Here is a 24,316-nt window from a genome sequence, read left to right as displayed (position 1 = left end):
GCAGGTATGCATAAATTTTGGCAAGCCATTAAAAAATGTACGCGGCAAGAAAAATGTACAACCAAACAATTTGGCAAGATGCACAAAATGCACGGCTATTATTGCATGATTGCGCCAAAGGTGCACACAAAAATGCACGGCTCAAAAAAACAAGCGATTTACGCGATCGGCGGTTTGGTGTTATAACAAGGGCAACAAGGGCAGCACTGGCCAGCGACTGGCGGCTATGCGGCCAGAAAGAAACGAAGGAGGACTTGCAATGAAACTTGCTCTAAAAAAGCGGCTCAAAAAGACGGACTGGCAGTTACTGTTGATTCTACTGCCGGGGCTTGCGTGGATCATCCTGTTTGCCTATGTGCCGTTGAACGGCATCCGGATGGCGTTTTACAACTACAACGCCTTCAAAGGATTCGAGGGCAGCAATTTTGTAGGCTTACAGAACTTCATCTCCCTTTTCACAGGGGTAGATTTCCCCAGAGCGCTTAAAAACACCTTGATCCTGGGCGGTCTTCAGCTGCTGATCTGCTTCCCATTTCCGATCCTGCTGGCGATTCTGATCAACGAAGTCCGGGTGAAATGGCTCAGCAAAGTTACACAGACCGTTACGTTTATCCCTTACTTTATCTCAACGGTTGTTGTGGCCGGTATAGTCGTCAATTTCTGCTCGCCCAGCACCGGTATCATTAACCTGATCCTCAACAAACTTGGATTTGACTCTACCTACTTCCTGGTACAATCTCAGTACTTCCGCCCGATCTATATTATTATGACCTTGTGGCAGACTGCCGGCTATAACACTGTTGTGTACATTGCGGCGCTTGCAGGAATTGACAAGCAGCTCTATGAGGCCGCCAGCGTGGAAGGCGCGAACCGTCTGCAGCAGATCTGGCACGTCACCCTGCCCAGTTTGATCCCCACCATCGTGGTGATGCTGATCCTGAACGTTGGCAGCATTATCAAGGTCGGCTACGAAGCCATCATTTTGCTGTATCAGCCTTCTACCTATGAAACAGCCGACGTGATCAGTACGCTGACGTATCGCCTTGGCATTGTGCAAAATAACTTTGGCCTTTCCACTGCGGCTGGTTTGTTTGAGTCTGTGGTTGCGCTTGTGTTGGTACTGGTTACCAATTATCTGAGCAAAAAGTTTGCCGACTCTTCGGTGTGGTAAAAAGGGGAGGTAAAAATGAATCGTATACTCACAGAAAAAAAGATGCACCGCCATCATCATATCAAGATGACATGGGGCGACCGCATCTACAGTTGGATCGTTAATCTGATTGCTGCCATTATTTGCCTGCTGGTATTTTATCCCCTGTGGTATGTCCTGATCGCATCGGTCAGTAAACCGTTTTATGTCAGCGATGGCACCGTGATGTTCTGGCCGGTAGGTTTCAATCTTGATTCCTATGTGCAAGCACTACAGACAGACGGCGTGCTTCGCGGCTACCTCAACACGATCATTATTACGGTCGGTGGCACGATCGTGAATATGTTGCTGTCTGTTACGCTTGCCTATGCGCTGAGCAAAAAGAGCCTCCCGTTCCGCAAATTCTTTACGCTCCTGGTCTCCTTTACCATGTGGTTCAGCGCCGGTATGATCCCGCTGTATCAGACCATCCGAGACTACCATCTGACCAATAGCTACTGGGGAATTATCATCAGCTTCGGCATCAACGTTTACAATGTTGTGATCCTCAAGAGCTTCTTCGAGCAGCTCCCCGGTGATTTTGAGGAAGCAGCCAAGATTGACGGCGCAAACACCTTCACGATTTTTGCCCGCATCTATCTCCCGCTTTCCAAGGCCAGTTTGGCCACTGTCACCCTGTTCTACCTGGTCACCCGGTGGAACGGCTACTTCTGGGCAAGCGTGCTGCTGACCAATGATAAGTTACAGCCGCTGCAGGTCGTCCTGAAAAAACTGCTGGTGGAACAGCAGAGCCTGTCTGAATCCACCCTGACGATCACCCCGGATACCACTTCGGCTGCGGTCACAGTTTCCTATGCGATCATCGTCGTGGCGATCATCCCGATGCTTGTTGCTTACCCGTTTATTCAAAAGTATTTCAAAAAGGGCGTCACGCTTGGCGGCGTCAAAGGCTGATTGCCAACATCCAAACGTAAAACGAGGGATTCTACCCGTTTTAATGAAAAATTAGGAGGTATACCATGAAAAAATCGTTCATTTCCCGCTGGCTTCGCCCTGGCGTTGCCACACTGCTGGCAGCCACTATGCTGGCCGGTTGCAGTTCTGCTGGCTCGTCGAGTTCCAGTTCCAGCTCCGAATCGGGTACCGTCAAACTGACGGTGCATGACATCTACGGCACTGATGTTGCGGATTTCTCCCTGCCGGTTGCACAGGAGCTGCAGAAGCGTGTCGGCGTGACCCTGACCAACACCATCTCGGCTTCCAGTACAGATGAGAGCCAGGCATGGACGCTGATGATTTCCAACCCTGACAGTATGCCGGATATTGTTGTTTCCTCGGATATGAGCAAGATCGAGAAGCTCGGTATGGACGGCGGACTTATTCCACTGGAAGATCTGATCGAAGAAAAATGCCCCAACATCGTTGCAGCGTTTGAGAAGTATCCCGAACTGAAAACTGCTTCGACTGCCTCGGATGGCCACATTTACCAGGTGGCTGGCATGAAGGAAATGTCGGTGGCCAACGTCTGGGTCATCCGTCAGGATTGGCTGGACAAGCTCAATCTCGAAATGCCCACGACCACCGATGAACTGTACACCGTGCTGAAAGCTTTCCGGGATCAGGATCCCAATGGCAACGGCCAGCAGGACGAGACCCCGTTCATCACCCGCTGGCTGACTGCCCCTGATAACTTCACCGAGCATGCGCTCAGCTTGTTCTGCTCCAGCACCGGCCTGATGGTCCGCCAGGGCGAAGTGGTCTTTGATCCCCTGGAGGAGGACTTCAAAACCGGTATGGAGGCGCTGATCCAGTGGTATGCCGAGGGCCTGATCGACCCTGAAGTCTTTACCCGTGATGATGCCCGCAATGTTATGTACGGCAACAATCTCGGCGGCTTGACCTATGACTGGGCTGCTTCTACGACCCAGTACAACAAGACCCTGGCCGACAGCATCTCGGGCTTCCAGAACGTGGTCATGGCCCCGGTGCAGGCCCCCAATGGCCGTACCGTTGTGGACCACCGCTCGGCACCGTTTGCTGGTGCTGGCATCACGCAGAACTGCGAGAATGTTGATGACGCACTTCGTTTGATTGACTACCTGTACAGCGATGAGGGCCAAATCCTGATGACCTATGGCATCGAGGGCGAAACCTACACCATCGATGAGGACGGCAACTATCAATTCACCGAGGATATGCTCAACAATGAGGCTGGTCTGACCGATGCCCGCCAGAATGTCGGCTGCCTCCTGCACCTGGGCGGCATCGAGCCGATGGAGCTGGAGTATGCTGTCGCCACCAATGAGGAAACCCTGGCTGGCTACGAGCTTTACATGGAGCATCCTGAATGGTACCCGGAGGATGAACATTTCAACTTCAACTTCAAGTACACCACCGAGGAATCCGATGAAATCAACCAGCTGCTGCCCGGCATTACCGACTTTGTCAATGAAAAGTGCATGGGCTGGATCCTGGGCAACGGTAACTTTGAGTCCGAGTATGACAGCTTCATCACGGAGCTGCACAACCGTGGTGTGGACCGTGTGGTCGAGATTTCTCAGACTGCCTATGACCGCTTGAAGGGAACTGAGAGTTAGACATCGAATGATTGTGGGCTGAGAGTAAACGCAGGTGCGGAATTTTTCGGTGCCCGCAAACCCTTGGAAGGGGCGCCGCAGTAGATATGGCGCCCCTTCCTAATTTATTGAGAAGAAAAAAATTGGAGGAACCGAGAATGCAGTTCCCGTTGACGGAGAAAGAGCGGCAATTTGCCAGCCAGATTTCGCAGCGCATCCAGGCAAAGATGGACTGGGTCACAGATAAAAACAAAGACAAATTGCCTTATACGACAGGCAGCGATGGAAGCTATGACAATCACTCGGCCGACGGAATGGATGCAAGCTGGTGGACGAATGGCTTTTGGGGTGGATTGCTGTGGCAGTTGTACCATCGCACAGGCGAGGTCAAGTATAAACAGTACGCTGCCTTGTGTGAAGAAAAGCTGGATTGCTGCTTTGACACATTCAGCGGACTGAATCATGACGTTGGTTTTATGTGGCTTCCAACAGCAGTCGCAGACTATCAGATTACAAAAGATCTGCATTCGCGCACACGCGCATTGCATGCAGCCTGTTTGCTGGCAGGCCGGTTCAATCCTTCGGGACGCTTCCTGCGCGCCTGGGACGACTTGCCCGATCAGGATACCCGCGGCTGGGCAATCATCGACTGCATGATGAATATCCCGCTTTTATTTTGGGCGAGCAGAGAAACCAATGATCCTCGCTTTGCGCAGGTTGCAACCCAGCACGCGGATACCGTACAGAAAAGTTTTGTGCGCCAGAATGGCTCGGTTTGCCACATTGTCGAGTTTGATCCTGTTTCAGGCGCACGTGTGTGCAGCCACGGCGGCCAGGGATATGGCCACGGTTCTGCCTGGACAAGAGGACAGGGTTGGGCGCTGTACGGCTTTTCGCTGGCGTACCGCTATACACAGGATGAAGCGTACCTTCATACCGCAGAAAAGGTGGCGCGCTATTGCCTGTCGGTATTGCGCTCAGATGGTTTTGTGCCGATTGATTTTTGCCAGCCGGCAGATGCGCCGCAAGAAGACAATTGCGGCGCCTGTGTAATTGCATGTGGGATGTTGGAGCTGTATGAACAAACCAAAGATGAATCTTTACGTCGGCAGTGTCTCGAGGTGGCCCTGCATATTTTGCACCGCGTTGCAGAACTGCGCAGCGATTGGACCGATCGATGCGATGCCATTGTACAGTTTTGTTCCGCTTCTTGGCAGAACGGGGTCAACATGACGATGTGTTATGCGGATTATTTTTTTGCGGAGGCTATCTTCCGTCTGGAAGATAAAGCGTTCAGGATTTTCTGAGCGATTCCCTGACGTTCTTGCGGCGCAGGAACAAAATAGATTGCAGCAATTTGTAAGGAGAATTTCATGTCACTGCTTTTTGTGAATACAAACCGTTCAGTCGGTACGATCCATCGCAATCTCTACGGTCAGTTCGCCGAACATCTTGGCCATTGCATTTATGGTGGGGTGGCCAATCAGGATGGCAGTTTGCGTGCAGATGTTATCAGTGCGCTGCGAATGTTACATATCCCGGTGGACTAACCCGTAAAAGCAATACCGACTCAACAATACAGGATTAGGAGTATTTCTATGGTTACAATCAACTGCAAAGATACGACCACCCCGCTGCCGCACACGTGGTCGAACTGCGTTGGGGCCGGGCGTGCCAATGAGGGCCTGCGCGCTGACTGGCAAAGGCAGCTGGCGATGGTGCATAAAGAGTGTGGGTTCCGCTATCTGCGCTTTCACGGCCTGTTCCATGATGATATGCACGTCTGCGCTCTGCAAAATGGAAAGCTACATTACAATTTTCAATATGTAGATGCACTTTTCGATGCGTTGCTGGATATGGGGGTTCGCCCTTTTGTCGAGCTGAGCTTTATGCCCAAGGATCTTTGTTCCAACGACAAGAGCCTTTTCTGGTGGAAAGCTCGCATTGCCCCGCCGAATGATTACGGTAAGTGGGCTGACCTGGTAGAGGCTGCCGTCCTCCATTGGGTGGACCGCTACGGTATTGAGGAGGTCCGCAACTGGTACTTTGAGGTGTGGAACGAACCGAACCTGGATTCGTTCTGGGCGGGCACTCGCTCACAGTATTTTGAACTTTACCGTGTTACGGTGCTGCGCATGAAAGCAATCGATCCGAAACTGCGCGTGGGCGGGCCCGCCACCAGCAACTTTGTCCCGGACGCCCGGTTTGACGGTGAGGTTGAGGATGTGGCCGAGCAGGCAACCTTCAAGGTGGATGACCTGGACAGCCTTTCCTGGCACGGGGTTTGGATCGACGCATTCTTGCGGTTCTGCGCGCAAAACAGCCTGCCGGTGGATTTTGTTTCATGCCATCCTTACCCGACGGACTTTGCTCTGGACGGGCACGGGGTAAGCAGCGGGCGGACCCGTGGCAAAAACTCTTTGATGCAGGACATCCAGTGGGTCAGGGCAGCCATCGCCCGCAGCGCTTACCCGGATGTGGAACTTCACCTGACGGAATGGAGCTCCAGCCCCTCCTCCCGCGATTGCAGTCACGACTATCTGCCTGCCGCAACGTATGTGCTGCGCAGCAACCTACAATGTGCCGGGCTGGCGGACAGCCTGTCCTACTGGACGTTCACCGATGTGTTTGAGGAAGAAGGCGCCGGGCCGAAAGCCTTCCACGGTGGATTTGGCATGATGAACCTTCAAGGAATCAAAAAGCCGGTATTCCACGCTTACCGCATTCTGAACGAGCTTGGGGAGGAATGCTTGGCCAGTGGCGAAGGGTATATGGCCACCCGGCGGAATGGACGGCTGGCGATGGCCGTCTATCACTACCCCGATGAGATCACCGAGACGGTGCCGATGTCCATGTACCCTGATCAGAACCGTGCGCAGGAATTTGAGCGCCGCGGGCAGCCGCGCCGCTATGCCTTCACCCTGACCGGCCTGCGTCCCGGCGACAGCTATACGTTGCGGCTGCTCAAACCGGGGGCTGAGGCCGTGCATCTCTGGAACGCGATGGGGGCGCCCACTGCCCCGACCCGCGAGCAGGAGCAGATGCTGCGTCTGCAGGGGGAGATGTTGGAGCAAACCGTTTACACGGTGGGGGCCGATGGCAAATTGGAACTGGACTTTACCGTGCCGGCCTGGACGATTGGACAGCTGGTGTGACACAGAATAGGGTGAGTCGTATGGAACTATGGTACCGGCAGCCAGCTGAAAGCTGGGATCAGGCGCTGCCCTGCGGCAACGGGGCGTTGGGCGGTATGCTGTTTGGCGGCACACAGGCTGAACACATCCAGCTCAATGAGGAAAGCGTCTGGAGCGGCGGCCCGATGAACCGACTGAACCCGGATGCCCGCGCAGCTCTACCGAAAATTCAAGAGCTGGTGCGGCAAAACCGGATTCAAGAAGCACAGGACCTGGCGGTGGAAACGCTGTCCGGCGTGCCGGATTCAAGCCGTGCATACCAGCCTTTGAGCGACCTGTACATCGAACAAGCGGATGCGGCACCCTTTGAGAAGGCGTCCGGTTACCGCCGCTCTTTGAATCTGGAAACTGGGGAACTCTCCGTCCACTTCAACAGCTGTGGCACAGACTATACGCGGACAGTCTTTGCCAGCGCCCCCGATCAAGTCCTTGTGATTCGGCTGCAAGCCAGCGGTGGGCAGCAGCTGCGGCTGCGCTGCCACATGACACGCCCGGCCAACATTGACCGTGTAGGCAGTGAACACGGGAATACGATTTGGACGGAAGGCGCCACCGGCGCAGATGGCATATCCTATTGCGCGATGCTATCAGTGGTCGAATGTGATGGAGAGGTGTGCACTGCCGGTGAGTTTCTAAAGATAGATGGGGCGAATGAGACAATTCTCTGTCTGGCCGCCGCAACAAACTTTCGATGTGATGACCCGCGGGCAGCCTGTCGGGCAAGGATTGATCAAGCTGGACAGAAAGGGTACAGGACGCTGCGTACCCACCATCTGGCAGAATACAAGAGCCTGTTTGACAGTATGCATCTGGAACTGGGCGCACGGGACGTCGCCAAGGAAACTATGCCCACAGATGAGCGGCTGCGTAGCTATGCGCGGGGGCAGGCAGACCCCGGATTGGAAACGCTTTACTTCGCCTATGGGCGGTACCTGTTGCTGTCCAGCAGCCGTCCGGGCTGCCTGCCTGCCACACTGCAGGGATTGTGGAACGATAAATTGAATCCCCCTTGGGGCTCCCGGTATACCATCAACATTAACATCGAGATGATCTACTGGGCGGCAGCGCCCAGCGGGTTGGCAGTGTGTGAAGAACCGCTTTTTGATCTGCTGGAGCGGATGGACGGCGAACAAACCGGCAAACGCACAGCGCGGGAAATGTATGGCTGCCATGGCTTTGTGGCTCACCACAATACTGACCTGTATGCCGATACCGCACCCCAAGATCAGTACATCCCAGCCAGTTACTGGGTCATGGGCGCGGCCTGGTTATGTACCCACATTTGGCGGCATTATACCTATACGCTGGATACACAATGGCTGCAACGTCGGTATGTTCAGCTGGAAGATTGCGTGCGGTTCTTTCTGGACTTTCTGCAGGAGGATGAGGAGGGAAACCTCGTTACATCGCCCTCTGTCTCACCGGAAAATACATATGTTTTGCCAGACGGCAATACTGGCTGCATGTGCATCGGCCCCACAATGGATAATCAAATCCTGCGTGAACTTTTTACCGGATTTCTGCAGGCCAGTAAAGTGCTGGCGCGTAAAGGCGCGCTGATTGAACAGGCGGAAGACGCATACAGACGGCTTCGGCCTACGCAGATCGGGCAGGATGGAAGGCTACTTGAATGGCGCCACCCGTATCAGGAAGCTGAACCCGGCCACCGCCACATTTCCCACCTGTACGGGCTGTATCCAGGACGGGAAATTACCCAGAACACGCCTGCTCTGTTTACAGCAGCCCGCAAAACTTTGGAAGGCCGCCTGGCTGCAGGCGGCGGGCATACAGGCTGGAGCCGTGCCTGGATCATCGGGCTGTGGGCAAGATTGCGTGACGGTGGTAAAGCACACGAAAACCTGCGCGCACTGTTGAGCCAGTCCACTTTTGACAATCTTATGGATAACCATCCCTGGCAAGACGGTGCGGTATTCCAACTGGATGGCAATCTTGGCGCAACGGCTGCTATCGAGGAAATGCTGGTTGACAGCGGTCCGGGGCAGCTTTATCTGCTGCCGGCGCTGCCTACTGCGTGGGAAGAGGGCAAGGTGGAAGGGCTCTGTATTTGTGGCGGTGCAACGATTTCTCTGGTGTGGAAAAAAAGCAAATTAGAGCAGATCCGGCTGTGTGCCGGCCCTGCTTTGTCCGTTACGGTGCATTACGGCACTTTTTCTGCGGCAGTGAAGCTTGCAGCTGGCGAACAGCAGGCATTGGATGGAACACTGAATGAAGTCCGTTTAGTGAAAATGAACAACGGCGAGGAGAAAACGCAAGATGGAGCGGATCAAAGACTTTGACATCGCTATTATTCGAGACCCGAGCATTACGGCGCAAAACCGTCTTGAGCCGTACCCGGATACCATTTGGTACCACGATGAAAACGAGTACAACACCGGCAGCAGCAGTCTGATCCTTTCCCTGGATGGCTGCTGGCAATTTGCCAATGCGGAACGGCCGGAGGAAATCCCCGCTGAGTTTTGGTCTGGCGATACGGCCAGCTGGGCGCAGATTCAGGTCCCAGGGCATATCCAACTGCAGGGGTGGGGGCGCCCGCAGTATGTAAACTACCAGTACCCTTGGGACGGTTTACAGGATGTAAGCCCTACTGGTTGCCCGGAACAATACAATCCGGTTGGCTGCTATCAAACGACTTTTTGCCTGCCGATGGCGATGCAGGATAGGGAAGTGCATATCGTGTTTGACGGCGCAGAGAGCGCCCTGGCTGTCTTTCTGAACGGGCGATATGTTGGCTACGGCACGGATGGCTTTACGCCCAGCGAGTTTGATCTGACCCCGTTTTTACAGGCGGGTGAAAACCGGCTTGCCGTGTTGGTGTTCCAGTGGACCGCGGCAGCACATCTGGAATGTCAGGATTTTTTCCGGTTCTCGGGCCTGTTTCGCAGCGTCCGCCTTGTGGCAGTGCCGCAGTCTGCTGTAACAAGCGTTACGCTGAACCCGGAACTTTCGCCAAACTATGATTCCGGAATTCTCGGATTTTCATTGCAAGCACGCGGCAGTGGAACAGTCACTGTACAGCTTCGTCGCAACGAGGAGGTATTCAAGCAGGACTGTGTTGCCCTGCCGGGCCGCCTGGATACCCTTGCATTGGCTCTGCAGGTGAATGTCCCCGCGTTGTGGAGCGCTGAACAGCCAAATTTATACGAAGCCGTTGTCAAGGTAGCGGATGAAAACGGGCAGGTTCAGCAATACGCAGTGCTGCCCTTTGGATTTCGCAGGATCGAAATCAAAAACGGTTTAATTTTGCTCAACGGCAAGCGGCTTATAATCCGTGGCATCAACCGCCATGAGTTCTATTCCGAGTGTGGGAGGGCAATTTCTCCTGATTTAATCGAAAAGGATATCCAGCTGCTAAAACGCCTCAATGTCAATGCTGTGCGTACCTGCCATTATCCCAACCAGAGCATGTTTTATGCACTCTGTGACCGGTACGGCTTGTATGTGATGGACGAAGCAAACTTGGAAGGCCATGCCGAGCTTGATCGGATGATGCGCCAAAAGACAGACGGCAGCAACCTTGCGCCGGGAAGCAATACTCTTTGGCGCAATGCCGTTATGGCAAGGGCAAAGGCGATGCTGGAACGCGACCGCAATCACCCCTGCGTACTGTTCTGGTCGTGTGGCAACGAGTGCGGTGGCGGCGAAAATCTGGCTGCAATGGCAGATTATTTCCGAAGAGCCGATCCGACACGCCTGGTCCACTACGAAAACGCCAATCAGGACCCTGTTTACTGGCGCATCAGCGACATCGCGGGAACTATGTATCAGCCGGTTGATGAGGTGCGAAGGTTGTTGGCTACCCATAAGGACCGCCCTTACCTGCATTGCGAGTATGAGCACATGATGGGAAACTCCGGCGGTAATCTGGCTGAATACACGTCATTGGCCGACGAACTGCCACAATATCAGGGCGGGTTTATCTGGGATTTTGCCGATCAGGCGCTGGAGACAAAAGATCCTTGGGGCGCGCCGTGCCTGGGCTACGGCGGTGATTTCGGGGAGCGCCCGCATGACGGCGCGATGAGCGGTAATGGTATTCTATACGCAGACCACACCCTTTCCCCCAAGGCGCAGGAAGTCAAAGCTTGCTATTCGCCGGAGGTGTTCGAGTTCAGTGACAAGAGCGTGAAGCTGCACAACCGGAACCTGTTTACCAGCACGGATGCTTATCGCTGTGTTGCACGCCTGATGCGGGATGGCAAGCCTTTGCGTGAGATCGAGATGGCAGACATCTCGGTGCCACCGCTCTCTGACGGCAGTTACCCGCTTCCGCTTGATGCGTTGGGATATCAGCCAACCGGCGATGGCGCAGAGTATTGTCTGGAACTGTCGCTGCGATTACGAGAGGCGACCGCCTGGGCGGAGCCCGAATACGAGGTCGCTTTCGGGCAAAAAGTATGGCGTGACGGTGCGCCGAAACGGCAAACAAAACCGGAGAACACGCTCCATGTCGAGGCTGGCAACTTGAACATTGGAGTTTCCGGTGCGGGCTTCTCGCTGCTGTTTTCCAAATTGCATGGCGGGCTGCTCTCCTACCGCTGCAACGGAGAGGAGCTGTTGGCGGCAGTGCCGCGCCCGAATTTCTGGCGTGCGCCGACGGACAATGACCGCGGCAACAAAATGGGCCGAAGATACGGCGTTTGGAAGCTGGCGAGTATGTACTCAACTTTCAGCGAGACTCCAAAGGTAGAGCAGAGAGATGGCCGGGTGCAGCTGACCTTCTTCTATGACTTGGCGACTCAGCCAGCAGCTCCCTGCACAATCACTTATATTGTTGAGCAGGACGGTCGCGTGACAATGCAGCTTTCGTATACGGCGGTTGCCGAACTTCCGGCCATGCCAGAATTTGGCTTCCTGTTTGAGATGAATCCTGTGTTTCATCACTGCCAGTGGTACGGCCTTGGCCCCGAAGAAACCTACTGTGACCGCTGTTCAGGGGCGAAGCTTGGCATCTGGCAGAACAGTGTGGAAGATAATATGGCGCGATACCTGCGCCCGCAGGAATGCGGCAACCACACCGGCGTCCGTTGGGCACAGATCACGCGGGCGGATGGCTTCGGGTTGAAGTTTGAAGCGGACACACCGATGGATTTCTCCGTACTGCCTTACACACCGCACGAACTGGAAAATGCCGACCACAGGTATATGCTGCCGTGTGAAGGCGGAAAAACGGTCGTGCGGGCAGCGCTGCGGCAAATCGGCGTTGGAGGGGATAACACGTGGGGGGCATACACGCACGATGAATACTTGATTCATCCCGTGCCGGGGCAGCCATTGCGCTTTACGCTGCACCTATCCCCTGTTAGCAGCACTGACGCAAAGGAGGCAGATTGATATGCCGGACACATTGACCCTCAAAGTGATGGGAAAGACAACGGGATGCAAAGCACAGAGCAGCGGCGAGGGATTCGTCTCAATGGTGTATGATGCACTCTATCAGGCGGGAGATGCGATTGTTTTGGAGACGGAGCGCCAGGGAACGTACTGTGTCATCCAGCTGGAGGATACAAAGGCACCTGCACTGGTCTACATTCCTGGTCAGTGGATGACCTATCCGATCCCATCAGAGAATGCCCGTATCAACCATTCCCCGCGCAGCTTTACAGGCAGTCGGCATCTGATCCATGCACGGCTGGCCAGCCAGCAGGAGATTGCCTGCCGCCGGAACTTGGCCTTGAATCCATACGATAGCCATGAAAGCGAAGGGCTTTATCCGCACGCGAGCGCGAATGTGGAGACGCGCGGGGAACTGGTATTTGCCGCGTGCAACGCAATCGACGGCTTTTACGAAAATACATCCCACGGGATGTGGCCCTATCAGAGCTGGGGAATCAACCGCAATCCAAACGCTACGATGCTGCTGGAATTCGGGCGACCGGTCCTACTGGACGAACTGCGGCTGACACTGCGTGCTGATTTTCCGCATGACAGTTGGTGGACATCTGCAACCGTCACGTTCAGTGATGACAGCACAGAAGTTTTGAGCTTGGGAAAAAGCTGTCAGCCACAGCGTTTCCCCATCAAGCCTCGCTGTGTGGAGTGGCTGCGTCTGGAACAGCTGATCAAGGCAAACGATGACAGCCCATTTCCGGCACTTACTCAAATCGAGGCTTGGGGAACGGAAGGTGACAGATAAGGAATCACGCAAAAGCAAACGTATGTTTTTCCTGCTATAACAGGCATGGACCAATACGAACCGGCAAACGTAATGCGTTCGGTATACAAATTATAGAGTAACAGAAACATAACAGCCGGCACTCACCACATTACTGTAACGTGGCGGGCACCGGCTGTTTCAAGTAAATGGCCAAATAACTGAATCACAAGGCAAAAGCGTCTTCGGGAGGGACAAATGGCTACTTTAGGTGTGGATTTGGGAGGAACAAATATAAAAGCTGCTTTGGTGGACGAAGCAGGTTACATTCTACGCGAGATCAGCAAACCAACCAATTTGCCACGTCCGGCAGAGTCTGTGTGCGATGACATTATTGGACTTTGCCGTGAATTGATGGTTGGCAATGATGTGCGGGGAATCGGTGTTGGATGCCCCGGAACAGTCGATGATAGCTGCGGGATGGTTTTATATTCAAACAATTTGGCGTGGTTCGATTTTGCAATGGGACCGTACCTGGAACAGCGCCTGCAGGTGCCTGTCCGTTTGGCGAACGATGCCAATGCGGCAGCCTTGGGGGAAGCTCTGGCTGGATGTGCAAAAAACGCCGACAGCGCCGTGATCCTTACGCTTGGCACGGGTGTCGGCGGAGGTGTGGTGCTAAATGGAAAATTGCTGACTGGATATACGGGGGCGGCTTCAGAACCAGGCCATATGGTAGTCAACGATGCACAAGACGCTCCCTTGTGCTCCTGCGGGCGGCGCGGGTGTCTGGAAGCATACGCCAGCGCAACGGCACTGATTCGTATGACACAACAAGCGATGCATCTTCACCCGGAAAGCGCTTTGTGGAAGATTGCGGGACCGATGGCCGTGACCGGGCGCACGGCTTTTGATGGGCAGGCAATGGGCGATGCAGTGGCAACCGCTGTCGTGGAAGAATATACCCACTGGTTGGCAATTGGCACTGCAAATCTGATCAATATTTTCTTTCCACAGGTGGTGGGGCTGTCAGGCGGCATCGCCAACCAGGGGGAAAATCTTTTGGCACCACTGCGTACACAAGTGGAGCCGATGATATTTGGCAATGCCTTTACGCACAAAAAGACGAAACTAGTCGCTTGCACTCTGGGATATCGTGCCGGTGTAATCGGTGCAGCCCTGCTTGCAAGAAAGTAACATTTTATTTTTAAGCTGGATAGGGGGCAAATTATGCCTTTGTTGAAACTTAAGCGTATCAGTTTTCAAGGTAATATTTGAGGGCTGAATAGTGCTATAAATATACTTACTAATGCTTATTATTGGCTTCTTTTATACAAATCAGGTTGTGAAGAAAACTCAATAAGGAGAAAAATACCGACTGAGCTGTAGCCAAATAAAAGGGAAAAACGAACATTTAGTAGGAGAAAGGCAGGTCATGTACAACACATGACCTGGGCAGCATATGCAACAGCCTATGTTGGAAGATATAACTACTCTGCTGTGATGACACTGCCGGCACTTATTGTGTGCTATTTTTTGGAAAACAACTGGAAAAGTTTTTTGCGAGAACAGGAAACAGAAGATGCCTGAAATTTTAAGATAAAGGAGATTCGTATGAATATTCTCAAATTAACGCCCAGCTGTAAGGATTATCTGTGGGGCGGCAGCCGCCTGCGCAGTGACTTTGGCATCAAGAGTAATCTGAACCCGCTGGCGGAGGCGTGGGTGCTTTCCTGCCACCCGGACGGTCCGAGCTATCTGGCGGACGGCACAACGCTGGCAGACTATGTGACCGCCCACCCCGGTTGCCTTGGCACCGACTGCGACAAGTTTGAGCAGTTCCCAATTCTGACAAAGTTCATTGACGCCAAGAACAATCTGTCCATTCAGGTACACCCCTCCAACGAGTACGCGCTGAAAAACGAGCATCAGTACGGCAAGACCGAAATGTGGTATGTGCTGGACTGTGAGCCGGGTGCCTTCCTGTACTATGGCTTTGACCATGAAATCTCCAAGGTGGAGTTTGAGGAGCGCATCAAGAACAACACCCTAACCGAGGTGTTGAACGCCGTGCCGGTACACAAGGGCGACTGCTTCTTTATTCCGTCCGGCACGCTGCACGCCATCTGCAAGGGCATTGTCATTGCCGAGGTGCAGCAGAACTCAAACGTGACCTACCGCGTTTATGACTACGGACGTGTGGGGGCGGACGGCAAGCCCCGCGCCCTGCACGTGGAGAAGGCGCTGGATGTAACCCTGCGCACCCCGCCTGTCAAGCATGACTTTGGCAGCCATCTGGCGCAGTGTGAGTATTTCACCGTGGATGCCAAGGACGGCGCGTTTGAGGGAACCGCGGACGAAAAGAGCTTTGTTTCGCTGCTCGTCACAGACGGCGAGGGTGAGCTGACCTGTGGCGGTGAGACCGTGACCGTCAAGAAGGGTGACAGCTTCTTCTTGCCCGCAGGCAGCGGCAGCTATGCCGTACACGGCACCTGTCAGACCTTGGTGACAAGGGTGTGAAGTAAGACAATGAAGAATAGGAGGTAATTGTGAAGCGACCTAATATATTGGTGTTACATTGTGACCAACTTCGGTGGGATTGTCTTGGATTCAACGGGAATAAAGATATCAAAACCCAAAATTTGGATAAGCTTGCAGCAGACAGTGTAAACTATTGTAATCAGTTTACGGTGTATCCTATTTGTACGCCGTCGAGATATTCATTGTGGAGCGGGATGTATGTTCACCAGCACAGAGATATTTCATTGAAGAACTTACACTGAATCTTTCCATTTGAGACAGGAACTTTGCCGCTATTGGCATATAATCGGAATAAAAAACTTCTAATGCAAAACACCGCTGATTCCTTTACTGAAATCGGCGGTGTTTTTTAAACTTCAAAATTCACAAAAAGTTCAAATAATTAGTGCAAGGTTTTTGCACTAATTACATTTAAGATGAGGTTTAGAGAAATGAGAGGAGGTGATGGAGTGTCTGACGTCGAAATACGCCGCAATGAAATCATTGAGCTTTTATATACATATAAAAAATATAGCATCGATGATTTTGCGAAACGGTTCGGCGTTTCTCGCCGCACAATCAATTATGATATTGTTTACCTTATGGACTTTTACGAAATTAACACGAAGTCAGGTCCGCATGGAGGGATTTCTCTTATAGACCGCAGACCCAATTCTCATACAGCATACTTAAAACCGATAGAAATTGAGTGGCTTCGCAGAAAGTACAATGAGGCAGAAACAGAAGAAGATCGTATGGCGGCACACTCCATTCTCCGACGCTTTTCTCTTTAACGGATATAGTCCGTTCCTCGCACCTTGACAACCGAATACCCAGCATAACAGGTACGTTCCTTTCCCGGCAGGCCCGGCGGGCGGTTTGGCAAAACCACAAGCTGCCAAGGGAAGGGCTATAATGATACACCTGCAGCCTCCCGCGTCAGAGGGGGTGACCGAGCCGGAATTGTAAGCAGTAAGATTCCGGCAGAGTCAGTGAACGGCCGCCGCCAGCGGCCTGCCTGTTGTGTTCCCTGTGTCAGGGGTGCGGGCGGCAAATATGACACAACAACGAACCATGAACTTTGCCGTTTAGGGCAAATCGTGGGCCGCAGGTTCCCAAGCGCCTGCGGCCCATTATTTTGCGTTAAACGGAACAATAGGGGTGAACAAAATGCAAACCTATTCTACCGGCTATGCACAATCCCACCGCATGGCCGAGCATATCTTCCGGGATGTATTACCCCGGCGAGGCATGGCGGTGCGCGAGGAACAAATCGCACTCTGCCACGAAATTCTGGATACTCTTTATAATAAGGAAATTTCTTTGTGTGAGGCCGGTGTCGGCACCGGCAAAACGCTGGCCTATCTTGTGGCCTGTGTGTTGTGGCAGATGAACCGGCCCGGCAGCTTGAAACTGCCCATTGTAATTTCCACTTCCAGCGTGGCCTTGCAGGATGCCATTCTCACCGAATATTTGCCTGATTTATCCGCAATTCTGCTGGCAGAAAGCAGTATCCAAACGCCGCTTACGGCGGTTGTCCGCAAGGGCAAGGAGCGCTTTGTCTGCGATGCCCGGCTTATGGAACGCGAATCACAAGTCCCGACAAGCCGAAAACGCCAGCAAGCCAGCTTGCGCATGGCGGGCAAAACGCTGGATATGGACCATATCCCGGAACTCTCTCACTTTGACCGCAGACATATCTGCGTACCGCAGTCCTGTCCGCGGGATTGCATTTTACAGCAGGATTGCCGCTATCAGCGATATCTGCGGGACGCGATGAAACCCGATATTCAAATCTGCAATCACAATTACCTGCTTGCCAACGCTGCGCACCGTCAGCGGGATAGACCTTTGCTTTTGCGCAGCTATCAGGCGCTGGTTGTTGACGAGGCGCACAAGCTGCCGGGTGCGGCCCGCCAAATGTACACGGAGTCCTTGTCGGAACGCGATATGCAGGAGCTCTGTACACTGCTGCAGCAAGCGCACTATTCCCACATTGCTCAGAACTTGCGCACGGCATTCCGAACATTGGTTATTGCCTGTCAGCACAGTTTGCCTTGGAAAGAAAGAACCGTCTGCGTACCGTTTAAGCCTACGCTGTTTCGCAACAAGGCGTTGGCCGACTGCATTGAACAGCTGCAATTTGCCGGGTGTCGGTTAGACTTGCCCCGCTACTTGCAGAACCGACTGGGCGAGGCCGAAAGCACGCTGCGCCTTTTTCTGTTGGAAGTCCCGACAAGGATTCTCTATATCGAATCGGACATTCACGGTCAGTTGACCTTTTGCGCGGCCAGTAACCGCGTGCCGCAACTTTTGCGCAGTGCGTTGTGGAACACGGGAGAGCCGGCTATTTTGACCTCCGGCACGCTGGCTGCTGCTGGTAATTTCGACCACACCGAGCAGCTTTTGGGCCTTGCGGCTTACAAACCACTGCGCCATTTCAGCGCAGAGTCGCCATTTTTATACAAGAAAAAATGTCTGTTATACCTCCCGCATCGCCGCAAGGAACGCACGGATAACCGGCAGCTGGCCGATGAAATTGTTCGGCTTGTCCATGCCTGCTGCGGTCATGCGCTGGTGCTGTTCACGTCCTACCGCCAGATGGCAGAGGTGAAAGCCCTGACGGATGGGCGTTGGCCGTACCCGACCTTTCAGGCGTGGCGCAACGGCGGCAGGGTGATTCAACATTTCAAGGAATCCGGCAACGGCGTTCTGTTTGCGGCAGGTTCCTGCTGGGAGGGCATCGACTTTCCCGGCGATATGGTGTCGCTGCTCATTATCCCCAAGCTGCCGTTCCCAATCCCCGACCCGGTCAGCGACTACGAACGGCAGAAATATCCCACTTTGCAGAAGTACATAGCCGCCGAAATTATCCCAGAAATGCAGAAGAAACTTCGGCAGGGCTTTGGTCGTGCCATCCGTACCGAGCAGGACTCCTGTGTGGTGGCGATTCTGGACGAACGCGCGGGCATCGGCGGCAAATACCATGATGCCGCGCTTGCCGTTTTGCCCGATTGCCAAAGCACAAGCAAAATCGAAGATGTACAACAATTTATCCGGGAGCAAAAGCACCCGGACTATTTTTGTGAAAAGGGGCTCTAAGATGAACTACAGACAAGACCACCCGGCGTGGATTTATGTGCGGTGCGCATCGGTCAACGCGGCAACGGCCTTTGACCGACTGTATGACCTGATTGACGAGGCGGCCGGTCACGGGTTTCTCGTGCGCGGCACATCCTTTGACCATTGCAGCGGCAACACGCTGAAGGACCGCAACGGTCTGCGGGCCATGCTGGACGCAGTGGAGAACAATCTGGTCGAGGCCGTCATTGTCCGCGACTTGGAGCAAATCAGCCGCAACAGTTACTTGCTGGTGGGCGTTATCGAGATTTTCCGCAGGCGGGATGTCTACCTGATTACCACTGAATGTGACCTGAACACCGAACTCATCAACTGCGGATTAGAACGCTTTGTCGGGGACAGATTCACAAGGGCCTCTTTCGGCAAGCCGCGATTTGATGTGCGTCTGCCGCTGATGGACCAGTTTTGAGGTGCCGCTATGACAGAATACAAAGTCTGGGCCTACGCCCGCAGTGGGGTGCCCAATCTTCCTGCGCTGGAAAACCAACTGGCCGAGGTCATGCGCGAGGCCGACCGCCGAGGGTACATTATCATCAACTCCAGCATGGAGCAAAAACGCGGTGATGAATTCTGGCGGCCGGGCCTGTTTGCTATGCTTGCTGCCGTGCAGCAGGGACGTGTCAATGCAGTGATGGTCGAAAGCCTTGACCGCTTAAGCCACGATCTGACCACGCTGTATCGCATCCTACGTTTTTTGCAAAAGCACGGCGCGGTGGTCATCACCACTAAAACCAACCTGCAATATGAACTGTATTTGACCGGGCTGGAGAACAGACTCTTGGCCCACACGCCGCATACCCGGAAAAAGCTCCTGTGGGAGGTGTCCGCCGATGTTGACTGAACCTCTCCCGATAAAATTAGAACAAGAGCTGCGATACGAAATCGCGTATACAGCGCTCACGGCGGCCGCTACGAACGGAAAACTGCCGCAGGACGTCTGCCAGCGAGTAAATGTTGGTTATGCCCGGAAATGCGGCGTTTTGTGCCGCGATATTCAGTGGTTATAGTGAATAGCTTTTGACCAGCCTTTCGGGTATGTTGTATGTGACAAAAAGAGTGTCACAGCGATAAAACTCGGAGGAAAACACCATGCCGCAAGTACAAATTATCCAGCCGATTCAGCCGCAGGCTAAGCGTCTGCGTGTGGCAGCCTATGCCCGCGTCAGCAGTGATTCGACCGACCAGCTAAATTCACTGTCCGTGCAGGTGGATTATTATACCCATCTGATACAGGAAAATCCAAACTGGGATTTCGCCGGAATCTACACCGATGAAGGCATTACCGGCACCAGCACCAAACACCGTGAGCAGTTCAACCGTTTGCTGGATGACTGCCGCGCCGGGCTGATTGACCGTGTGTTGGTCAAGTCTGCATCCCGCTTCGCCCGAAACACGGCGGATGCGCTAACATCGGTGCGCGAAATGAAAAGCCTTGGCGTAACGGTTGTTTTTGAAAAAGAGGGCTTTGACACCGAAACTGCCAACGGTGAAATGATTCTGAGTATGATTTGCGCTACAGCACAGGAAGAGTCGCTGTCAATCTCTAAGAATCTAAAGTGGGGTATCCGCAAACGGATGCAGGACGGCACATACCTGAATGGTATGTCACCTTTTGGTTACGAAAAGCAGGAAAGTCAGCTGGTTCCCATTGAGCGCGAAGCGGAAATCGTCCGCTACATTTACAGCAGTTTTCTGGTCGGAGTAGGTACTGTGCAAATTGCAGAGGAATTGAATCGTCGGTATCCGAAAGAGAACGGCACATGGTATGTATCTGCTGTGCGGCGCATCCTTATGAATGAGAAGTACATCGGGGATGTCCACCATCAAAAGAACTTTACCCCCGATGATCTTCCCCTGCTGTGCCAGAAAAACAGCGGTCAGCTTCCTCAGTATTATGTGCAGAACCATCACAAGGCGTTGGTCTCACGACAGGAATTTGAAAAGGTGCAGACCTTATTAAAAAGAAAAGGCACGGAACGAAAACATCAGAATACCTGCGCTTTCAGCAATAAGCTGTACTGTGCCGAGTGCGGTTCTGTCTTTTCCCGAAAAGTCAGAGCCAACGGTGTCGTTGTATGGGGCTGCAGAAAGCATCTGGATAAATCTGAATTATGCCCGGTAAAGCCTGTGTACGAAGCAGACCTTTGCCGGGTATTCTTATCCATGTACAACAAACTGCAAGCAAACCGCGAGAAAATCCTGCGCCCGGCAATGGATGACCTTGCCAGTCTTCGATATCTGCAAGAGCAAAGAAATGCCGAGCGTGTAACGATAACGAAAGAAATTCAACGATTGGGCAAACAAAACCATAACCTGGAGCGTCTCCGCACCACAGGCTGTATTGATAGTGCCCAATACTGGGAGCATCGTGCGGTAATTGAACAGCAGCTTATTGAAAAGAAGGCACTGCTGATGCGCAGGTTTTTCAACAAGAATGTTGAGAAGGTGCTGCGGCAGACAAAGGGGATCAGCACGCGGCTGGCAGCCGGACCGCCGCTGACAGACTTTGATGAGGCGGCTTTTACGGCTCTGGTAAGCAGAGTGAAAATCAGCAGTACAGCGATAACATTTGGACTAATCAATGGAATGAAGCTGACAGAGGGGAGAACAGAACCATGAAAAATCGCTATCTCCCCTTCGGTTATAAAATTGCAGATGGTAAAATCGTGGCAGATTCCGAACAGGTCGAAGATGTACGCCAGATATTCGATGCCTACACCGCGGGGCGGACATTTCAACAGATTGCCGATGCGCTGTCTGCCCAAGGAATCCCCTATCGCCCGGATTCACCCCACTGGAACAAAAACATGGTAAGCCGCATCCTTGCCAACGCGGACTACTGCGGCACGGCGGAATATCCGCAAATCATCACCGCAGAACAGCTTGAAATGGCAGAACAAATCCGGAAAAGCAAGTCCGTCACCTACTCGGAAACGCTGAAACCGTTCCGCAAAGATATGCAGTGTGGCTGCTGCGGCGCAAGGCTTTACTGGCATCCTAAAAGCAATCAATGGTTTTGCCGCGAATGCGGAATGTGGTCGAAACCGACACAAGCCGAGGAAACTTTCAATAGCATTGTGGAAAAACTGCGATGGCTCCGGCAGAACCTCGAACTCATCCACCCGCCAGCGGGCAAGGCGAATGTGCAATCAATGGGAACTACCCTGCTGGATTGTGAAATTAGGCAAGCACTGATGGATGCTGAACCTGATGCGGATGCTCTAATCACTAAAATCCTGCACCGGGCGGAACTGGAATATAAATTCTGCTCAGCAGGAGATGCCGACCCGGCAACCTTGCTGATACAAAAGGCGTGTACCGAGTATAAGCCGACAGAGGGATTTCCGGAAACCTTTTATAAAGAAGTCGTCAGCAAGGTCATCCTGTACCGTGACACCCATGTTGAATTCAAACTGCAGAACGGACAAATTGTGTAAGGGGAAAAGCCATGAGCAACATGAGAATCATTGAAATTCCCGCTTCTATGAGGGAAAACGCCGGACGGAAAAACACGGTGCGCAAGCTGCGGGTGGCGGCCTACTGCCGTGTCAGCACCGAGGAAGAAGAACAGCAGGGCAGTTTTGAAATCCAGAAACTGTACTACACCGAAAAAATCAATTCCACCCCGGAGTGGGAAGTCGCGGGCATCTACGCGGATGACGGTATCTCCGGCGTACATACCAAGAAGCGCGATGGTTTCAACCAGATGATTCAGGACTGCAAGAAGCACAGAATCGACCTTATCCTGACGAAATCTATTTCACGGTTTGCCCGCAACACGCTGGATAGTATCCAATACGTCCGAATGCTGAAGCAGATGGGAATCGCGGTGGTATTTGAAAAAGAGAACATCAACACCGCCACCATGAACTCCGAGATGATCCTCACCGTACTGAGCGCCTTTGCCCAGGCCGAAAGCGAGTCGATTTCCCAGAATGTAGCCCGCGGTAAGCGCATGGGATATAAGCACGGTAAATTTGCCTTCCCTTACGGAAGGATTATCGGCTACCGAAAAGGGGCAGATGGCAAGCCGGAAATCATCCCGGAGCAGGCTGAAATCATTCGGCTGATTTTCAACAGCTACCTGCAAGGGGACAGTCTGCAAAGTATCAAGGCAAAGCTGGAAACGGCGGGTGCACTCACAGCTCGCGGTAATACCGAATGGTCAGCACAGAGCATCCAGCGCATCCTGCAAAACGAAAAATACTGCGGTGATGTGCTGCTGCAAAAGACCTTTACCGAGGATGTGCTGACGGGTGTACATAAGAAAAACACCGGGCAACTCCCACAATATTACATTGAAAATTACCACGAGGGCATTGTCAGCAAACAGATGTTCCGAGAGGTGCAAGCTGAGATTGCCCGCCGCAACAGCAAGTCAGCTGCTAACCAGCGCAAGCGCCGCCGGGGCCGCTACAACAGCAAGTATGCCTTGTCCGAGCGACTGTTCTGCGGTGACTGCGGCAGCCCTTACAAGCGGGTGACTTGGAATATCCACGGCAGAAAGCAAATCGTCTGGCGGTGCGTAAATCGCATCGAGTACGGAACGAAATTCTGCGGCAGCTCGCCGTCCGTCCCGGAAGAAGAACTGCACCGCGCCATTTTGAAAGCGGTACAGGGTTTGGCGGCAAACTTCACCGATGAAGTTGCTGCCCAGATCAACGGCATCCTGCATAACATCCAGACCGGCGAAAGCACAAAGCCCAATTTGCAGGAGCAACTGGAGCAGACCCAACAGGAATTTGACCGCCTGCTGGAAATGTCCTTGGACTTTGATGAGGATACTCCGTTTCTGGATGACAGGCTGAAAAAGCTGAATAATAAAATTAAGAGTCTGAAAAAAGCCATCGAGGACAGCGCCGCCCGACAGGAAAAAGCCAGCCAGCCGGAGATGCTTCTGTCCGCCAAGGATCTGCAAATTCAAGAATACGACGATGCACTGACCGCGCGAATCATTGAGAAAATCACGGTGAGGTCGCGTAATGAAATTGAAATACGGTTCATCGGCGGCTATAAAAAGACAATGCAGCTGACATAAAAATAAAGAGGTCATACCCAATCGGAGATAAGGCATCTTCGATTGGGTATGACCTTTTTCACTTTTATCGGAAAGGGGTAGTTATGAAGCTGGGAGAGAAAATCAAGCTGGTGCGTAAGCACAGAGGACTAACGCAGCGGGAACTGGGAGAACGACTGCACTTGGATGGAAATGCAGCAAATCGCATTGCCCAATATGAGTCGGGATTCCGAACGCCCAAAGAGAGCAGAACCAAAGAAATAGCCAAAGCGTTGAATGTCCGCGAAGAAAATTTCTTTACAAGGGCAGAAACACCGGAGGACATTATTCGCTTGATGATTTGGTATGACTGGGAACATGGCTGCGGCGGGAGCGTTCCGATTGACACGATTCTGCTTTTTGATAATTTTGAGGAAGTGGAAAAATTATTGAAAGAGTGGTATAGCCAAAAGGAAAAATTAAGGACGAGGAAAATTACAGGAGCAAAGTATCTGGAATGGATGCTGCAATGGCCCACAGAGAAAGAAAACAATTAAATTTTTCTACTATCGTTGATTTTTCCCTCTCAAAACAGGGTATCTTTTTTGTCACACTCAGACAACAAAG

The 24,316-nt window shown here is 52.8% G+C and carries 21 protein-coding genes; all 21 read left to right on the top strand.

What is annotated here, in order from left to right:
- Positions 1-53: 53 nt before the first annotated feature.
- A complete protein-coding gene (locus OGM67_11420; GenBank protein UYJ34187.1) occupies positions 54-263 on the top strand; it encodes a hypothetical protein in 210 nt (69 codons plus the stop codon).
- Positions 260-1,171, top strand: coding sequence for an ABC transporter permease subunit (locus OGM67_11415; protein UYJ34186.1), 912 nt, complete (start codon positions 260-262; stop codon positions 1,169-1,171). Before OGM67_11420 ends, OGM67_11415 begins: the two co-directional genes overlap by 4 nt.
- Before the next feature lie 15 nt (positions 1,172-1,186).
- The gene (locus tag OGM67_11410; GenBank protein ID UYJ34185.1) at positions 1,187-2,104 is read left to right on the top strand and encodes a carbohydrate ABC transporter permease; all 918 of its coding nucleotides are present in this window, start codon (positions 1,187-1,189) and stop codon (positions 2,102-2,104) included.
- Positions 2,105-2,169: 65 nt separating this feature from the next.
- A complete protein-coding gene (locus OGM67_11405; protein UYJ34184.1) occupies positions 2,170-3,747 on the top strand; it encodes an extracellular solute-binding protein in 1,578 nt (525 codons plus the stop codon).
- A gap of 137 nt (positions 3,748-3,884) precedes the next feature.
- Positions 3,885-5,033: a glycoside hydrolase family 88 protein gene (locus OGM67_11400; GenBank protein UYJ34183.1), complete on the top strand. Its 1,149-nt coding sequence runs from the start codon at positions 3,885-3,887 to the stop codon at positions 5,031-5,033.
- A 66-nt stretch (positions 5,034-5,099) separates the two neighbouring features.
- A complete protein-coding gene (locus OGM67_11395) occupies positions 5,100-5,276 on the top strand; it encodes a hypothetical protein (protein UYJ34182.1) in 177 nt (58 codons plus the stop codon).
- Between the two features lie 48 nt (positions 5,277-5,324).
- A complete protein-coding gene (locus tag OGM67_11390) occupies positions 5,325-6,881 on the top strand; it encodes a xylann 1,4-beta-xylosidase (GenBank protein UYJ34181.1) in 1,557 nt (518 codons plus the stop codon).
- 20 nt (positions 6,882-6,901) lie between these two features.
- The gene (locus OGM67_11385; GenBank protein ID UYJ34180.1) at positions 6,902-9,217 is read left to right on the top strand and encodes a glycoside hydrolase family 95 protein; all 2,316 of its coding nucleotides are present in this window, start codon (positions 6,902-6,904) and stop codon (positions 9,215-9,217) included.
- Positions 9,195-12,272 carry a DUF4981 domain-containing protein gene (locus OGM67_11380; protein UYJ34179.1) on the top strand — a complete coding sequence of 1,026 codons (3,078 nt, stop codon included), beginning with the start codon at positions 9,195-9,197 and terminating at the stop codon, positions 12,270-12,272. Before OGM67_11385 ends, OGM67_11380 begins: the two co-directional genes overlap by 23 nt.
- Before the next feature lies 1 nt (position 12,273).
- Positions 12,274-13,074, top strand: a complete 801-nt coding sequence (locus tag OGM67_11375) for a carbohydrate-binding protein (protein UYJ34178.1) — start codon at positions 12,274-12,276, stop codon at positions 13,072-13,074.
- A gap of 216 nt (positions 13,075-13,290) precedes the next feature.
- Positions 13,291-14,229 carry an ROK family protein gene (locus OGM67_11370; GenBank protein ID UYJ34177.1) on the top strand — a complete coding sequence of 313 codons (939 nt, stop codon included), beginning with the start codon at positions 13,291-13,293 and terminating at the stop codon, positions 14,227-14,229.
- Positions 14,230-14,478: 249 nt separating this feature from the next.
- Positions 14,479-14,622, top strand: a complete 144-nt coding sequence (locus tag OGM67_11365) for a hypothetical protein (protein ID UYJ34176.1) — start codon at positions 14,479-14,481, stop codon at positions 14,620-14,622.
- Between the two features lie 24 nt (positions 14,623-14,646).
- Complete coding sequence (locus OGM67_11360) at positions 14,647-15,552, top strand: class I mannose-6-phosphate isomerase (GenBank protein ID UYJ34175.1); 906 nt, start codon at positions 14,647-14,649, stop codon at positions 15,550-15,552.
- Between the two features lie 470 nt (positions 15,553-16,022).
- On the top strand, positions 16,023-16,346 hold the full coding sequence (locus OGM67_11355; GenBank protein ID UYJ34174.1) for an HTH domain-containing protein: 324 nt from the start codon (positions 16,023-16,025) through the stop codon (positions 16,344-16,346).
- 376 nt (positions 16,347-16,722) lie between these two features.
- Positions 16,723-18,654, top strand: coding sequence for an ATP-dependent DNA helicase (locus tag OGM67_11350; GenBank protein UYJ34173.1), 1,932 nt, complete (start codon positions 16,723-16,725; stop codon positions 18,652-18,654).
- Position 18,655: 1 nt separating this feature from the next.
- The gene (locus OGM67_11345; GenBank protein ID UYJ34172.1) at positions 18,656-19,102 is read left to right on the top strand and encodes a recombinase family protein; all 447 of its coding nucleotides are present in this window, start codon (positions 18,656-18,658) and stop codon (positions 19,100-19,102) included.
- A 9-nt stretch (positions 19,103-19,111) separates the two neighbouring features.
- Positions 19,112-19,534 (top strand): recombinase family protein, encoded by a 423-nt coding sequence (locus OGM67_11340; GenBank protein ID UYJ34171.1) that lies wholly within the window; start codon positions 19,112-19,114, stop codon positions 19,532-19,534.
- 302 nt (positions 19,535-19,836) lie between these two features.
- Complete coding sequence (locus OGM67_11335; GenBank protein UYJ34170.1) at positions 19,837-21,312, top strand: recombinase family protein; 1,476 nt, start codon at positions 19,837-19,839, stop codon at positions 21,310-21,312.
- Positions 21,309-22,130: a recombinase family protein gene (locus OGM67_11330; protein ID UYJ34169.1), complete on the top strand. Its 822-nt coding sequence runs from the start codon at positions 21,309-21,311 to the stop codon at positions 22,128-22,130. Before OGM67_11335 ends, OGM67_11330 begins: the two co-directional genes overlap by 4 nt.
- Before the next feature lie 11 nt (positions 22,131-22,141).
- Positions 22,142-23,731, top strand: coding sequence for a recombinase family protein (locus OGM67_11325; protein ID UYJ34168.1), 1,590 nt, complete (start codon positions 22,142-22,144; stop codon positions 23,729-23,731).
- Positions 23,732-23,814: 83 nt separating this feature from the next.
- Positions 23,815-24,246: a helix-turn-helix domain-containing protein gene (locus OGM67_11320; protein ID UYJ34167.1), complete on the top strand. Its 432-nt coding sequence runs from the start codon at positions 23,815-23,817 to the stop codon at positions 24,244-24,246.
- Positions 24,247-24,316: the final 70 nt, after the last annotated feature.

This window comes from Oscillospiraceae bacterium (genome assembly GCA_025757985.1).
Lineage (GTDB): Bacteria > Bacillota > Clostridia > Oscillospirales > Ruminococcaceae > Gemmiger.
This window is presented reverse-complemented; position numbering and strand designations above follow the sequence as displayed.